The sequence below is a fragment of the Rothia similimucilaginosa genome (assembly GCF_029850875.1).
GTDB lineage: Bacteria > Actinomycetota > Actinomycetes > Actinomycetales > Micrococcaceae > Rothia.
In genome coordinates this window covers 166,949-181,034 of the sequence record NZ_JAOVAM010000002.1, presented here as the reverse complement: position 1 = coordinate 181,034, position 14,086 = coordinate 166,949, and the positions used below count along the sequence as shown (strand labels likewise).

10 protein-coding genes are annotated in these 14,086 nt (G+C 62.6%); 2 read left to right on the top strand and 8 right to left on the bottom strand.

The genetic code is table 11. The annotated features are described in order from the left end of the window. Window positions 1–79: 79 nt before the first annotated feature. The 5 genes from QFX05_RS02345 to QFX05_RS02325 all read right to left on the bottom strand — a co-directional run bounded on the left by QFX05_RS02345 (window position 80) and on the right by QFX05_RS02325 (window position 3,255). Window positions 80–874, bottom strand: coding sequence for a DUF3159 domain-containing protein (locus QFX05_RS02345; RefSeq protein ID WP_279740590.1), 795 nt, complete (start codon window positions 872–874; stop codon window positions 80–82). Beyond that, on the bottom strand, window positions 864–1,394 hold the full coding sequence (locus QFX05_RS02340; protein ID WP_279740588.1) for an asparaginase: 531 nt from the start codon (window positions 1,392–1,394) through the stop codon (window positions 864–866). The genes QFX05_RS02345 and QFX05_RS02340 overlap by 11 nt, the downstream gene beginning before the upstream one ends. Further along, window positions 1,394–2,191 (bottom strand): DUF3710 domain-containing protein, encoded by a 798-nt coding sequence (locus QFX05_RS02335; RefSeq protein ID WP_279740586.1) that lies wholly within the window; start codon window positions 2,189–2,191, stop codon window positions 1,394–1,396. Before QFX05_RS02335 ends, QFX05_RS02340 begins: the two co-directional genes overlap by 1 nt. Window positions 2,192–2,268: 77 nt before the next feature. Next, window positions 2,269–2,715: a dUTP diphosphatase gene (dut, locus tag QFX05_RS02330; protein WP_279740584.1), complete on the bottom strand. Its 447-nt coding sequence runs from the start codon at window positions 2,713–2,715 to the stop codon at window positions 2,269–2,271. Between the two features lie 240 nt (window positions 2,716–2,955). After that, window positions 2,956–3,255, bottom strand: a complete 300-nt coding sequence (locus tag QFX05_RS02325; RefSeq protein WP_279740582.1) for a DUF4193 domain-containing protein — start codon at window positions 3,253–3,255, stop codon at window positions 2,956–2,958. Window positions 3,256–3,591: 336 nt separating this feature from the next. Here QFX05_RS02325 and sepH point away from each other — a divergent pair, with 336 nt between their 5' ends. Next, entirely contained in the window at window positions 3,592–4,737 is a 1,146-nt protein-coding gene (gene sepH, locus QFX05_RS02320) for a septation protein SepH (RefSeq protein WP_279740581.1), read from the top strand. A 140-nt stretch (window positions 4,738–4,877) separates the two neighbouring features. Here the strand turns inward: sepH and QFX05_RS02315 are convergent, their stop codons facing one another. Together QFX05_RS02315 and QFX05_RS02310 are read right to left on the bottom strand one after the other, a co-directional pair. Continuing rightward, on the bottom strand, window positions 4,878–6,143 hold the full coding sequence (locus QFX05_RS02315; protein WP_279740579.1) for an alkaline phosphatase family protein: 1,266 nt from the start codon (window positions 6,141–6,143) through the stop codon (window positions 4,878–4,880). Window positions 6,144–6,266: 123 nt separating this feature from the next. Next, complete coding sequence (locus tag QFX05_RS02310) at window positions 6,267–6,860, bottom strand: DUF5998 family protein (protein ID WP_279740577.1); 594 nt, start codon at window positions 6,858–6,860, stop codon at window positions 6,267–6,269. A 286-nt stretch (window positions 6,861–7,146) separates the two neighbouring features. Between QFX05_RS02310 and QFX05_RS02305 the strand changes: the two genes are divergently transcribed. Continuing rightward, window positions 7,147–9,672, top strand: a complete 2,526-nt coding sequence (locus QFX05_RS02305) for a DNA gyrase/topoisomerase IV subunit A (RefSeq protein WP_279740575.1) — start codon at window positions 7,147–7,149, stop codon at window positions 9,670–9,672. A gap of 318 nt (window positions 9,673–9,990) precedes the next feature. Here the strand turns inward: QFX05_RS02305 and QFX05_RS02300 are convergent, their stop codons facing one another. Further along, window positions 9,991–13,971, bottom strand: a complete 3,981-nt coding sequence (locus QFX05_RS02300) for an ATP-binding cassette domain-containing protein (protein ID WP_279740573.1) — start codon at window positions 13,969–13,971, stop codon at window positions 9,991–9,993. Between the last annotated feature and the right edge of the window lie 115 nt (window positions 13,972–14,086).

The following is a 14,086-nucleotide window of genomic DNA, read 5'->3' as shown; positions in this document are numbered from 1 at the left end:
CATACGGGTACCGGGGCTTTCGCTTACTTTTATGAAGCTATTTCGCTAAGTTTCAGGCGCACAAGTTGCCGGGCTTACCTTAGCGGTTCGCAGAGCCTTCAGGATCCGGTACTTCAGCATCCAGAGCCTCGGGGGCTTCGCTCACCAGCGCCTCCTCGGGAGCCGAGACACGCCACGCCAGCCACACGCCCAAAGCGTACAGCGGCAGGCCCATGATGAGGCGGGTTGCGCCCAGCACCTCCACATTATTCGCGAAGTACAGAGGCACCTGCACAGCAAGGCGCAGCATCATCAGCACGGTAATAATCCAGGTCGCCAACATGTACTGGCGCAGACGCGCCGGGTTCTCACGCCAGGTCAGCGCCTCACCGCGAATCACCGCGAAGATCAGACCCATCAGCGGCCAACGCACCAGCATCGACAGCAGATACGCCAGAATGTACACGCCGTTCGTCCAGAAACCGACCACAAAGTAGTCGCTCGCATTACCGGTACGGTACGCAGCAAACGCACAGATTGCCACGCCAACCAGACCGGTCAGCGCGCTCACCAGCTTAGAGCCCTGCACCAGGCGAATCAGCGTGAATACGCTCGCCGCAGCCAACGCCGCAATCAGGGACAGGTTCAGTTGCTTCGTCACGGTGAACAGCGCCAGGAACGCCACAGCAGGCAGAGAGGATTCCACCAGGCCGCGCCAGCCGCCAATAGCGTGCAGAATATCCACATCACCGTTAGCAGTGCGGCGCATATTTGCACCCATGGAGACGCTCAGGCTCTGCGCCAGCTGCTTCTCCTCCTGCCCCGGGTTATCTGCGGGGCTAATTGCGGGGTTAGCGTGCGGATTGGGCTGGGTCGAAGACTGCTCAGCGCTCATATTTTCCCTTTTCCACAAAGAACTGCGGCACAATCTCATAGCGCGGGTTATAAATCACCGGCTGATGCGCCCTCACAGACACCACACCAGAACAGCGCAGCAGCACACCGGCAAGTACACCGGGCACCATCTGCTGGCCCTGCCACTTGAGCATGACCCTATCCCCCGGAGTAAACGGTGCATAGGGTGGGAAAGACACCTCGTGCGGATCCTGCACCACCACGGTCGCCAAAGACGCCGTGTTCAGATGGTACTGCTTCTCGGAGTCCTCCTCGAAATCCTCACCGGGCGGCTCCACAATCGGCATACCAATCAATGCCAGCGGGCTCGACCACTGCAGAGGCTTCGACTTAGCCACCACCAGCTCGGCACGGTACATCGGCTTATCCTGGGCAGTCGGCAACCACACCTGCTCCACGCGTCCGGCAAGGCGTACGCGAAAGCGCTCGGGGTACCCGGGAGCAAAAATCTGCTCCTCAAGAACCGCGAACGCACTCGGGTAGTTCGAAAACTCAGGCATTAGCCAATCTCGGTAATCTCAGGGCCGCGGCGAGGCATCGGGCGCAGCTTGCTGTGCTCATTCTCGGTTTCTTGCTCAACGGCGGGCTCTTCCTCAGCCGCAACGATCAGGTCGGCGGGCAGAGTCATGGGCAGCAGTTCACGCGGCGGGCGCGGGTCTTCGCCACGGTCCACCACGATGGTGCGGAATACTTCTTCCGCGGAGGCGGCAGCCTTATCGTCACCGAGCACAGCCGCGCCGGAGATGACGCCGCGCAGGAACCAGCTAGGGCCGTCCACACCCACGAAGCGGGCGACGCGCTCGCCGGGCTTACCGTCCGGGGTGACGGCTGGCAGGCGAGTGAGCATCTCGGCACCGAATACGCCAGCGTAGATTTCGACATTGCCGCCCTGGGAGGCGACGGATTCAGTCAGGTCGTGACGGATATCGTCCCAGATACCGGTGGTGCGCGGGGCGGCGAATGCCTGCACCTGCAGGGTTGCGCCGTCGCGGGTGATGGTTGCGGCGATAACCGCGCCGGTTGCGTCGTCGGTTTCGAGGCGCAGGTTCATGCCATCGAGCAGCTTGATGCGCAGTGCCCCCAGGTCGACGTAATCTTCGAGGTCTTCGGTGGTGACTTCTTCGATGTCGTGCGGGCCGTTAACGCGGTCGTACTTGATGACCTCGGGTGCGTCAGCTTCGGTGCCCTCAGCCGCGCTGTCCTCAGCTTCAGTGGTTTCTTCGGTCGCCTCGACTGCCTCTTCGGTCTTTGCCTCTTCAACCTCGGCGGTGCGCTTCTTCTTACCAAATCCGAACATGGTATTCCTACTTTCACCACACACAGGGTGCGGGGGTTTCTTCTCTTCTCTCGTGCGACAATCGCGGTGAGAGCAGACTAGTGGATTCCGCTGGAGCCGAAGCCGCTGGAGCCGCGTTCGGTCTGTTCCAGTTCATCCACCAGGGTAAAGGTTGCGTGCTCGTACTTCTGAATAACCAGCTGGGCAATGCGGTCGCCGCGCTGCACGTGGAAGGACTTGGTCTTGTCAGTGTTGAGCAGGGTGACCATCAGCTCGCCGCGGTAGCCGGAATCAACGGTGCCGGGTGCGTTCACGATGGTGATACCGTTCTTTGTCGCCAGGCCAGAGCGCGGGTGCACCAGACCGACGTAACCTTCGGGCAGGGCGATTGCCACGCCGGTGGGGACAAGGGCGCGTTCGCCCGGTTCCAGATCGAAGTCAATGCGGGAGCGCAAGTCAGCGCCGGCATCGCCGGGCTTTGCGTAGGCGGGGGCGGGCAGCTCGGGGTCGAGCAGCTTAATGTGGACGTTTACGGGGGTCATCATGGTCAATACTCTAACCTTTCGCGGGTGTCTGTGCCATCACCTCGCGCTGTGTTGAGGCTCTACTGCGGGGTGTTTTCGTTGCGTGTTGATGTTCAGTACCTGCCGCGATGCGCCCTGTTGGGTTCGACGCGGCGCTGTTCATGTGTGCGCGGCTTTCACATACTCAACGGGGCGGGTGCACTCGGCACTCGCCCCGTCATGAGGTGTATGTCGGGTGGGTGTTAGCCCTTCCCTAAAGTTTTAGCCCTCGCACTCGATGCAGTAGGACAGGTTGCCCTCTTCGTGTGCAATCTGCGAGCGGTGGCGTACCAGGAAGCAGGAGGCGCAGGTGAACTCGTCGTCCTGAGCGGGCAGAACAACAACGTTCAGCTCCTCGTTGGAGAGATCAGCACCGGGCAGCTCGAAGCTTTCTGCTGCACTGTTCTCGTCTTCGTCCACCGCACCGGACTGCATCTCGGAACGGCGGGCGTTCAGCTCCTCGTAGGACTCTTCGTTCTGCTCTTCGTCCTGCTTGCGAGGTGCATCGTAATCAGTTGCCAAACTTTCACGCTCCGTTGGTTCTGTGGCTGTGTGTTGGACCAGGCCACGCTTGTTTAACTTATTTAATGAGTGCTCTAGATGCCGCTGGCGTGTAATTTAACCCCGACGGCATGCCAGGTATTGTTCACCATTGGCACCCTATTTGTCTAATCCTGGGTAGGCTTTGGACTGTTTAGGCGTCACATTTTAGCTTTTTTATCGCGAAAAGTACATGTTTTTTTGGTGAAAATCCCGCCTCCACTACTGATTTACCGCGCTTTCACGGTACCCTGGTAGGTAGTTTGCGTTCCGTGCAACACATTCACGAACGCGTCCGGTTCACCTATGGAGGTTCTCATGCTTGAACTGCGTCTGATTGGCGTTCACGATGACGGCGAAAATCTGGTGCTTGAGTCTGCTGACGGCACCCGCTTCTTACTGCCGATTGACGCAAACCTGCGCACGAGCATCACCAAGGCTCGCCGTATTCAGCCCGCCCGCGGTCTGGGCGCTAAGGGCACCTACGGTCCGCGCGATATTCAGACCCGTTTCCGTCAGGGTGCCTCCGTTGAGGAAATCGCTGAAGAGTCCGGTTGGGAGCCGGAGCGCGTGCGCCGCTACGAGTGGCCGATTGTTGCTGAGCGTGCCCACATTATTCGTGCCGCTCAGAGCGTGAAGATTGGTCGCCGCAGCTCCGCTTCGGGTACCGCACAGATTCCCGTAACCCTGAGCGCCCGCATTGAGGAAGTCTCCGAACGTTACGGTTTTGAGGACGCAACCCAGGACTGGACCACCCGCCAGCAGGAGAACGGCCAGTGGCGTGTTGAGGTTGATATTGCGCTGAAGGATTCGGTGCGTCAGAACCTGCCCGCGCAGGTCGTCTTCCCCGCGCGCTGGGTGTACAACCCGGCGAACCAGGGCCTGTACGCGTCGAATGAGGCGGCGTACTTCCTGATGGGCAATAGTGAGGACGCCGTTGCCGCCGCCGCGAAGAAGGCTCCCGTTGAGGTCCCGCCCGCCCGCCTGCCGAAGGCACCCGAGCCCGCACCGGCACCCCTTACTTCCTCTGAGAGCGCTGATGAGCGTAAGCTCAAGGAGCTTCTGGAGCGCGCCCGCTCGGTGCGCCCGGCGCAGGTTGAGGAGCCTGAGGTGTTCATGCACCGCGAGCCTGTAGCACCGGCTGCGCCCGCTGCACCTGTTGCCCCGGTAGCGCCTGCGGCACCGGCTACACTCGAGCCCACCGCAGAAACTACCGTAGAAGCAGAAACTACCGTAGAAACCACCGGCCCGCTGGCTGTGGACTCGGAAGCACCCGTTGAATCCGTTCCGGTCGAGTCCTTCACCATGCCGGCACCCATCGAGGACACACCCGCAGCTGAGGCCCCCGTTGCTAAGACGCAGACTGAGCCCGCCTCCGATGAGAAGCCTAAGCCTTCCTCCTCGAAGAAGCAGCGCGTGAGCGTTCCGGCATGGGATGACATCATCTTCGGTAGCCGCAAGTAAGCGACCGCCCTCGCCGCCCGATAAAGGGCATCTGGACGAGAGCATCTAGACAAGGGCATCTAGACATACAAAAACCGTTGGTTATTCCCCCGAATCACCAACGGTTTTCTATGCCCTCTGGGTTTTAGAAGACTAGTACTTTAGAAAGTCTTGAGCATACGCAACGGCACCAGACGCTCAGCGTCCGTCAGCGAACCGTGCTGACCAACCATGTGCAGGGCACGCTCCTGATAGTGGCGCATATCGTACAGCGCCCAGTCATCGCGAGCGCACACCATTAGGTCGCCAATGCGGCCACGCGCCGCATCCGTGATGACCGGGCCGAAGTAGCCGGCACGCATCAGTTCGCGAGAGTCAATCACCCAGGCGCGTTCGCCCCAGTATTGCGCCCAACGCTGAGCGGTGGCGGTGCGTGCCGCCTCCGAAGTATCTTCGAGGTACAGGTGCACGGCGCGCGGTTCACCGGCTGTCATTGCGATGTTGCGGGTCAACTCATCAACGCCCGAGTAGTCGATGCGCTGATGCTCGGGCACATTCACCATGCCGTGATCGGCGGTGACGAAGAGTGCCGCCCACGCCGGGGCTCGCTCTGCCAGACGCTTCAGCGCCGAGTTCAGCTCTTCCAACTGTTGCAGCCATTCGTCGCTACCCACACCGTAGCGGTGGCCCGCCGCGTCGATCTCTCCCCAGTACAGGTACACGGTGGTCGGGGTGCGGCTGGAGAGCGCCTCCAGGGCGTAGGTGACGCGGGCATTGTAGCCGACAGCATCCACGAATTCGCCGCCGCGCAACGCCGCCTCAGTCAGGCCGGTACCACGGTACTTACCCAGCGAAATGGTGAGCACGCGGCGGTTTTCGTGGTGGCGTTCCAGCACGGTTGGCAGCGGCTGCCAGGCGTGCGGATCAACCGACTGGTCCCAACCGGACAGGTGGTTCATGACCGAGCCCGCTCCCCCATTACCCGTAGGATTGCGCACCTCATAACCGGCGATGCCGTGTGCGCCGGGTGCCGTACCGGTACCCAGCGAGGTGAGGGAGGCGGCGGTCGTGGTGGGGAATGCGGCGTCCAGCGGGCCCAGGTTCAGGGTGTTACGCAGGGCGGGCGCGTAGCCGCCGTAGCTATTGAGTAGCTGATCGCCCAGACCGTCGACCAAGATCACACAGGCGTGGCGGAAAGACGCCGGGTCAACGTCTTGCTCCGCGAGGCGACCGGCAAGGTTCAGCGGATCGGCTACGGAGTTAAACGCTGGGTCGGCGTCCAGAGCGTGCGCGGGGCGCGCCAGGCTTCGCTGAGCCACCAGAGAGGAGGCGGACTCCAGCACATCGGCGATGCTATTGCTGCCGTAGGCGGGTGCTGCGGGCAGGGGCGCACCCAAAACATCGTGCAGGGTGGTCTGTGCCGTCATAGGTTCCTCTCGGGGGGTCTCTCTCGGGGGGGGTGCCTCAGGGGGTACGTGAAAGTACAGGGCGCCGCGCGGGATTATTGCCGCGAGGGCTGTTACTGCGCGGGATTTATACTGTGCGAGCGCTTATCGGCGGGTTGCGTACATGCGGGCACGGTGCAGAGCACGCGCAAAATCCTGGGCACGCTGAACCGACTCCGGGCCGTCAGCGGTCGCAGAAACACGCACCGCGATGTCCTCGCGGCGTGCATCGCCAGTGAAGCCGTGGTCAGCATTGCACTGCGGATCCTGGCAGCCGGCAGGAGCCAGCTCCATGTGCAGCGAACCGGTCCAGGCAATCTGGAAGGAAATCTCAGTCGGGGCGGTGCTACCGGCATTGTACGCCTGCGGCTGGCTGAAACCGTAGCTGATGGTCACCGCGTTCAGGGCGCTCAGGTGCACCGCCTCCACGCTCACATGCGCCACGGTACCCTGCGCATCACCCTCAAGATGCTGGTCGTCCAAGTGTGCAAAGATAACGTGCTCACCGCAGAGCACCATCACGGTGATGTGGCGGTGAAAATCATCGCGTGAGAAGTGGGTTTCATGCTGTACAAAGTGCGCATCCGGGTTCATACCCGCCAGAGCGTCATCCACCACTTCCAGCACGAGGTCGGGGTAGAAACCGGCATGCTTAATGTCTGCGACCAGTTGCTCGCGTTCGGGGGTGGTGGCGTACATCGTACCTCTTTCGTGCGGTGCCCTCATGAGGCGACGTCGGTCGGCGCACACCGTGAAGGCGGTTAGGTGTTACTCCCCTCTACCTTAGAGGGTTCTAGCCGGGCTGTGCTACTTGACCACGCTGATACAGGCGCATATGACGGCGTGAGCTCTCCCGGTACGCTTCGGTTACTGCCCCGCGGCCGGCTTGGTGCACCCCACAGATGACGCTGACCAGCCAGCCCGACTCCTCCGCTCCCACCCGCTAAAATAGGAGGAGCGAAAACACACCGACACGAGGAGATATATGGCTCGCCGATCCAAATCCGCCGTCAGCGATTACCTGGTGGATGTGGTAGAGAATATCGTCGACATCGACGTATCCACCGAGATGGAATCCAGCTTCCTGGAATACTCTTACTCGGTGATTTATTCGCGCGCCCTCCCCGACGCCCGCGACGGCCTCAAGCCAGTGCAGCGCCGCATCCTCTATATGATGCAGCAGATGGGTCTGCGCCCCGATAAGGGCCACGTCAAGAGCGCCCGCGTGACCGGCGAGGTCATGGGTAAGCTCCACCCGCACGGTGACGCCGCCATCTACGACGCCATGGTGCGCCTCGCTCAACCTTTCGCGCTGCGTCTGCCCCTCGTTGACGGTCACGGTAACTTCGGTTCCCTCGACGACGGCCCGGCAGCCGCCCGATACACTGAAGCACGCATGGCACCCGCCGCCCAGGCACTCACCGCTGACCTTGACGAAGACGTGGTTGACTTCGTACCGAACTACGACAACCAGTTCATGCAGCCCTCCGTGTTGCCCGCAGCTTTCCCGAACCTGCTCGTCAATGGCACCACCGGCATTGCGGTCGGTATGGCAACTAACATGGCGCCGCACAACCTGCGCGAAGTTATCGCCGGTGCCCGCCACCTCATCGCCCACCCCGAGGCGACCCTCAAAGACATCATGAAGTTCATCCCCGGACCCGACCTGCCCACTGGCGGAACCATCGTGGGTCTGGGAGGCATCCGTGACGCCTACGAAACCGGCCGCGGCACCTTCAAGACCCGCGCGAAGGTCTCCATCGAGCAGGTCAGCCCCCGCAAGCAGGGCATTGTCGTCACCGAACTGCCGTACATGGTCGGCCCCGAAAAGGTCATCGAAAAGATCAAGGACGGCGTCAACTCCAAGAAGCTCACCGGCATCTCCGACGTGGTCGACCTGACCGACCGCACCAACGGTCTGCGCCTCGTCATCGAAATCAAGAACGGTTTTAACCCGGAGGCGGTGCTCGCCGCCCTCTATAAGCACACCCCGCTCGAGGACTCCTTCGGTATTAACAACGTCGCGCTCGTGGACGGTCAGCCGCAGACCCTCGGCCTGCTCGACCTGATGCGCGTGTACATTGACCACCGTCTGAACGTGGTCCGCCGCCGCACCGAATTCCGCCTGGGCAAGCGCACCGACCGCCTGCACCTGGTGGAAGGCCTGCTCGTGGCAATCCTCGACATTGACGAGGTCATCCAGATCATTCGTGAGTCTGATGAGACCGCTCAGGCCCGCGAAAAGCTGAAGGTCGTCTTCGACCTGACCGACACCCAGGCGAACCATATTCTGGAGCTGCGCCTGCGCCAGCTCACCAAGTACTCCCGCCTGGAGCTGGAAGCAGAGCGCGAAACCCTGCAGCAGGAAATCGCGGAATTGCAGCGTATCCTCGGCTCCGATGCGGCGCTGCGCGAACTGGTCTCCGACGAGCTCACCGAGGTCGCCGAACGCTACGGCACCGACCGCCGCACCCAGCTTAAAACCAAGGACGACATGCAGGTCGCTATTGAGGCAGTCACCGCACAATCCAAGGCGAAGAAGAGCCTCGGCCTCGCCCTCGAAATCGCGGATGAGCCCTGCTGGGTGTTGCTTTCGGCCTCCGGTATGATGGGACGAACCCCCGGCAAGCCCATCCGTGAGGCGCTCGTGGATCCCGGCAAGCGTTTCAAGCACGACGTGTTCACCTCGATTGTGCCGACCACCGCGCGCGGTGAGATCGGTGCCGTGACCTCCGCAGGACGCATGGTGCGTCTGTCCGTCATGGACATTGCGGTGCTGGACGAGAACGGTGGCACCCCCTCCATAGCGTCGGCAGTGAAGGCAACCGAGCTGGTTCAGCTCGCCAAGGGTGAGAAGCTGGTTGCCCTGGCACCGCTGAATACGGTTCTGGCGATGGCAACCGCGGGCGGCGTGATTAAGCGAGTCAACCCGGATTACCCGCTGAACCAGACCGAGTGGGACATCATGAAGCTCAAGGACGGCGACGAAATCGTAGCCGCCGCTCCCTGCCCCACCGACGATGCGGTACTCACCTTCGTCACTCGCGACGCGAAGCTACTGACCTTCGACGCAGCAAAGGTCCGCCCGCAGGGACGCACCGGCGGCGGTATCGCAGGCATCAAGCTTGCCGAGGACGACCGCCTCATCGCCCTGGGCGTGACCGCGCCCGGCGACGCGGCGGAGGTCGTGACTGTCACCAACGGCAAGGATGGGTTGGCGAGTGCCAAGGTCACCGCCCTGAGCGAGTATCCGCAGAAGGGCCGCGCGACCGGTGGTGTGCGTGCGCACCGTTTCCTCACCGGTGAGAGTCAGCTGGCTCTGGCGTGGGTGGGTGTGGGCCCGGCGAAGGCGGCGTCCTCCGGTGGTGTGGCTCGTTCCCTGCCGACCGAGCACGGTGCCCGTGATGGTTCCGGTGTGATGCTCACTCAGAGCATCGGCATTGTGGGCCCGAACTATGCGGCTGTTTCTGCTGCGATGGCGGTTAGCCCGGAGGCTGAAAAGCTCTTCTAGGCGCGCTTCCCTACTTCATTCCGCGGGGCTCAATTCACTGGCTCCTTGGAATCGCCATGGGATGCACCAATATGGCGCGAAGCTGAGTTGGTGCCCGCACCGCAATTCACCTGGGCGAGCGATTCATTCGCCATGTGCTCATTATCGTTGTAACCATCATGCTGTTGCGGTTAAGCGCACAGATACTCAGTTGGGTCTAGCCCCCCCCGCCCGGACCTATCTGTGCGGAAATATGAACGCGCAAAAAGGCCCCGGTACATCATGTACCGGGGCCTTTCTTCGTGGGCAATCCGCACGTGGTGCCTGCGTCAGAGGCGTTTAGAGACGAACCACCTCATCGCAGCGGGCAATATCCTCAGGACGGTGCGACACCAGAACCGTAGCCACGGAGCTAGAGCGGGTCGCCGCATCCAGGTCAGCCATCAGCGCGCGGGCAGATTCAGCGTCCAGGTGTGCCGTCGGCTCATCCAGCAGCAGCACCGGCGAGTTCACCAACAGAGCACGAGCTACCGCCAGACGCTGACGCTGACCGCCGGAGAGGAAGGAACCGCCAGCACCCACAGGGGTGCGCAGGCCCTGAGGCAGAGCGTCAAACCACTCACCCAGACCCACACGGCGCAGAACCTCAATCAGCTCTTCCTCGCTCGGGCGATCCGAACGGTCACGAGCCAGCATTAGGTTACCTTCAAGAGTCGACTCAAAAATGTGAGCCGCCTGCGGGCACCACGCCGCGTAGCCGCGCAGCTGCTCACCTTCCAGGACCTCACCGGAAGCCAGCACACGGCCGGACTCCAGCGGCAAGAAGCCCAGAACGGTTGCAAGCACCGTAGACTTACCGGAACCGGAGGGGCCGGTCACCGCAGTCCAGGAGCCCGCGCGGGCGTTCATGTTCAGGTCGGTGAAGACCGGGTGATCCATACCGGGCCAGCGAGCAGCTGCGTCCTGCAGGCTCAGGGCGGGTTCGGTGACCTTCACGCCGAGGTCCTGCTGAGTACCGCAGCTGACCAGGGTGGGTTCGCCAGGCTTCGGCGGGCGCGGTGAGCCAGCCTTAGATTCCGCTTGAGCGTTAGCCGCAGATTCGGGGCGGTCAAAGCGGTGCGCACGCTGACGGTCTGCTTCCAGCAGTTCCTCCATCTCGGCCTCCGCGCGGGCACGCAGACGCTCAGCACGACGCGGCAGAACGTGGGTGTCTACCTCAGCCTCGGTCGGTACGAAACGCTTCAGGGTCGAGACGGCAACAATGCCCTCCAGGGATACGTCGCGCACGCTCGGGGCAATCGTCGCGAGCAGACGGCTGAACGCAGGCCAAGAGCGGACCGCCTCAACATGGCCCAGGGAGCTTTCCAGCATGCCGGTGCACAGCAGCACCACGATCGCCGCTTCGGGGGCACGCACGGTGCCGTCAACAGCCAGCGGGTACGCAATGATTGCGCTCGCCAGAGCCGCACCGAACCAGCTCAGAGTCACGAGGGTACGGCCCACACCCTGAGCGGTCGAGCCCTTCTGCAGGGCGGACAAGTTCTCAGCGTCCAGGGCACTGTTAGCCTTTTCAGCGGTGGTTGCCACGCCGTTAGCGCGCAGGTCCTCAGCGGCCGAGAGCATGCCGGTACCCAGGCGCAGCATCTGCGCGGTGGAGCGGCGAGCCAGCGCTTCCGCACGGGCATCGGCGCGAAGCACAATCCACGGAGCCACAAAAGTGCTGACCAGCACGGCAAGCAGGACCGGGATCAGAGCCTGCGGCAGGATGCACGCGGTCGTAATCAGCGCCGCAGTCATGACCAGCAGGTGCGCAGCCGGCGGAATAATAACGCGCGGCACGCCGTCACGCAGCTCATCAATACCGCCTACGAGGCGTTCGAGCAGCGCGTCACCACGCAGCAGGGCACGCACGCTACTCACGCTCTGCCATGCGCCAACCCAGGCGCGCAGACGCAGAATATTTGCGGCGGCAAGAACCTTTGAGTGGGTCATCAGACGCTCAGCATAGCGGGCACAGGCACGACCCAGGCCGAAGAAGCGCACGCCCACAATGGCGACCATTAGGTACATCATTGCCGGACCCTCGGCGGCGCGAACAATCAGCCAGCCGGACAGCGCGGTCAGTGCCGCCGCCATCAGGGAAGTAATCGCAGCCATGATCACCGGGCCAGTTGCGGCGCGAACACCAATACCCGTCAGTTCCTTCAGTGTGCGCAGGCTTGCGAACAGGCCGGCAGGCTCGACTTCCTCGGCCTCGACAGCTGCGGAGGCGCCCACCGGGGCGCTGCTTTCAGCCTCGTACTCTTCCCGATCCTTGAGCAGGTGCGCGGGGGCTTGCGCAGGAACCGCACTGCGGGCGGTATTCGCCTCAGCGGTCCAGGTGTAGCCCTGGGGGGTCTGCACGGCACGAACGAGGGTGTCGCAGCCGGCGGCGAGCTCCTGCTCATGGGTCACAATCAGCACGGTTGCGCCAAGTTCCGCCAGGCGGTGCAGAGCGCGGGTCACCAGGTATGCCGAGTAGGCGTCCAGGTGCGCGGTCGGCTCATCCACCAGGACGGTCAGCACGGCCTGCTCACCGCCGGCACGGTAGATAGCCTCGGCCCGAGCCAGGGTGCGTGCCACGGCGAGGCGGCGTGCCTGACCTGCACTGAGGGCACCGGGCTCAAGGGCGGTGAGCTTCTCCATGCCCAGCTGAGCCAGCGGGCCAACCAGCAGCTCGGACTCGGCATCGGTAACGGACAGCTTCTTGGAGTGCATCGCTTCACCGAGCAGAGCCGCTGCACGCTCACGCTCCGCCTCGGTAGCACTCAGCGCGTAGAGAGCCATTTCGGTCTGCACAGTGGGTGCGGTGAAGACCGGCGACTGCGGAATGACCAGGGTCGTTCCCAGACCGGTCACGCTACCGGTCAGGTGCACGGGCTCCTCCGAGCCGGTGGGCACCAGACCCTCACGCACGGCACCGGAAAACACGTTCAGCAGGGTCGACTTACCGCAACCGGACTCACCCATCACACCGATAACCGCACCGCGCTCACCCTGGGCAGTTTCACCCTGGGCAGTGGCAACGTGACGGTCCAAGTTCAGGGACAGGTTAGTCAGCACCGCAGGACGCGCCGGGTAGTTCACCGACAAGTCCTCAACAGAGATGGTGGAAGGCTGAGCCTCTTTACTCTCAGTTGCAGCACTGTCTGCTACAGCTGCGGGCAGGGGCGCATCAATAATCTTCTGAGCGCTACGCAGTGCGGCAACGCCATCCTCCGACTGGTGGTAGGCGGCACCCACATCACGCAGCGGTTGGTAGCATTCGGGAGCCAACAGCAGCACGAGAATTGCGGTGTCCAGGCCCAAGGTGCCGTTGACCAGTCGCACACCAATCAGCACAGCAATCAGCGCCACCGAAATGGTGGTGATAAGCTCCAGTGCCAGCGAAGACATGAAGGCGCTACGCAAGGTCTGCATGGTGCGTTCACGGTAACGCTGGCCGAGAGCGTTCATGGCGCGCGTCTGTGCGCGTTCACGACCCAGACCGATAATGACGGGCAGGCCGCGCACCAGCTCCAGAATATGGTCGGAGAGTCGGTGCAGTTCAGCCTGAGCTTCTGCGGTTTCGTCGCGGGTGTTCTTACCAATCAGGATCATGAACACCGGAATGAGCGGCAGGGTGCACGCCAGCACCATTGCACTCATCCAGTCCAGGGACGCCACCACGACCCAGAGCATGAACGGCACAATCGCGGTGGAAACAAACGCGGTCAGCGTCTTGGTGTAGTAGTCATCCAGGGCGTTCAGGCCGCGGGAAAGCAACACAGCGGTCGCGCCAGTACCCTCGGGGGTGTCTGCGCCACCAGTGGCGAGCACTCGCTTGAGCAGGGCGGAACGAATCTGAGACTTCGCTCCGGAGGCGGCACGCTGCGCGCTCACAGCCAGCAGGTAGTCGGTACCCGAGCGGACGAGCAGCGCAATGACGGCAACCGCAATCAGGCCGGGGGTAATGGTGTCTGCGTCACCGAAGAGCCCACCGAGGCCGAGCAGCCAGCCACCGTGCGCCTCCAGCTGCGCCTGCGCGGAACCAGCGAATTCGACGTAGGCGCGGTACACATCCGGCGCGCTGGTCTCTTTGAGGTGTGCATGCTCGGCGGCAACAGCGGCAAAACCGGCGTGGGCTGCGCGGGCAATAATCACAGCCAGGGCGGCGCTGAAAAGCACCGTCGCGAGGGTGTGCACGGCGGTGATAACACCGAAGGTGCTGAGGGTTTTACGGGCGTCAGGGCCCAGGGGCGGGCGACGGTCAGCGCGGTCGTTGCGCTTTCCCGCGGTCACCTCTGGTGCCTCAGTATTCTGATGTTTGTCAGCATGACGCGGTGTGTGCGTTCGACTCACGTGTTGTCCTTTGACCTAGTCTTCTGCTGTTTTTACCTCCCATCAGTTTAAGGGC

Excerpts from the sequence above, each read along its gene's own strand:
- QFX05_RS02345 (WP_279740590.1), bottom strand. The coding sequence starts at position 874 with ATGAGCGCTGAGCAGTCTTCGACCCAGCCCAATCCGCACGCTAACCCC.
- QFX05_RS02340 (WP_279740588.1), bottom strand. The coding sequence starts at position 1,394 with ATGCCTGAGTTTTCGAACTACCCGAGTGCGTTCGCGGTTCTTGAGGAG.
- QFX05_RS02335 (WP_279740586.1), bottom strand. The coding sequence starts at position 2,191 with ATGTTCGGATTTGGTAAGAAGAAGCGCACCGCCGAGGTTGAAGAGGCA.
- dut (WP_279740584.1), bottom strand. The coding sequence starts at position 2,715 with ATGATGACCCCCGTAAACGTCCACATTAAGCTGCTCGACCCCGAGCTG.
- sepH (WP_279740581.1), top strand. The coding sequence starts at position 3,592 with ATGCTTGAACTGCGTCTGATTGGCGTTCACGATGACGGCGAAAATCTG.
- QFX05_RS02315 (WP_279740579.1), bottom strand. The coding sequence starts at position 6,143 with ATGACGGCACAGACCACCCTGCACGATGTTTTGGGTGCGCCCCTGCCC.
- QFX05_RS02310 (WP_279740577.1), bottom strand. The coding sequence starts at position 6,860 with ATGTACGCCACCACCCCCGAACGCGAGCAACTGGTCGCAGACATTAAG.
- QFX05_RS02305 (WP_279740575.1), top strand. The coding sequence starts at position 7,147 with ATGGCTCGCCGATCCAAATCCGCCGTCAGCGATTACCTGGTGGATGTG.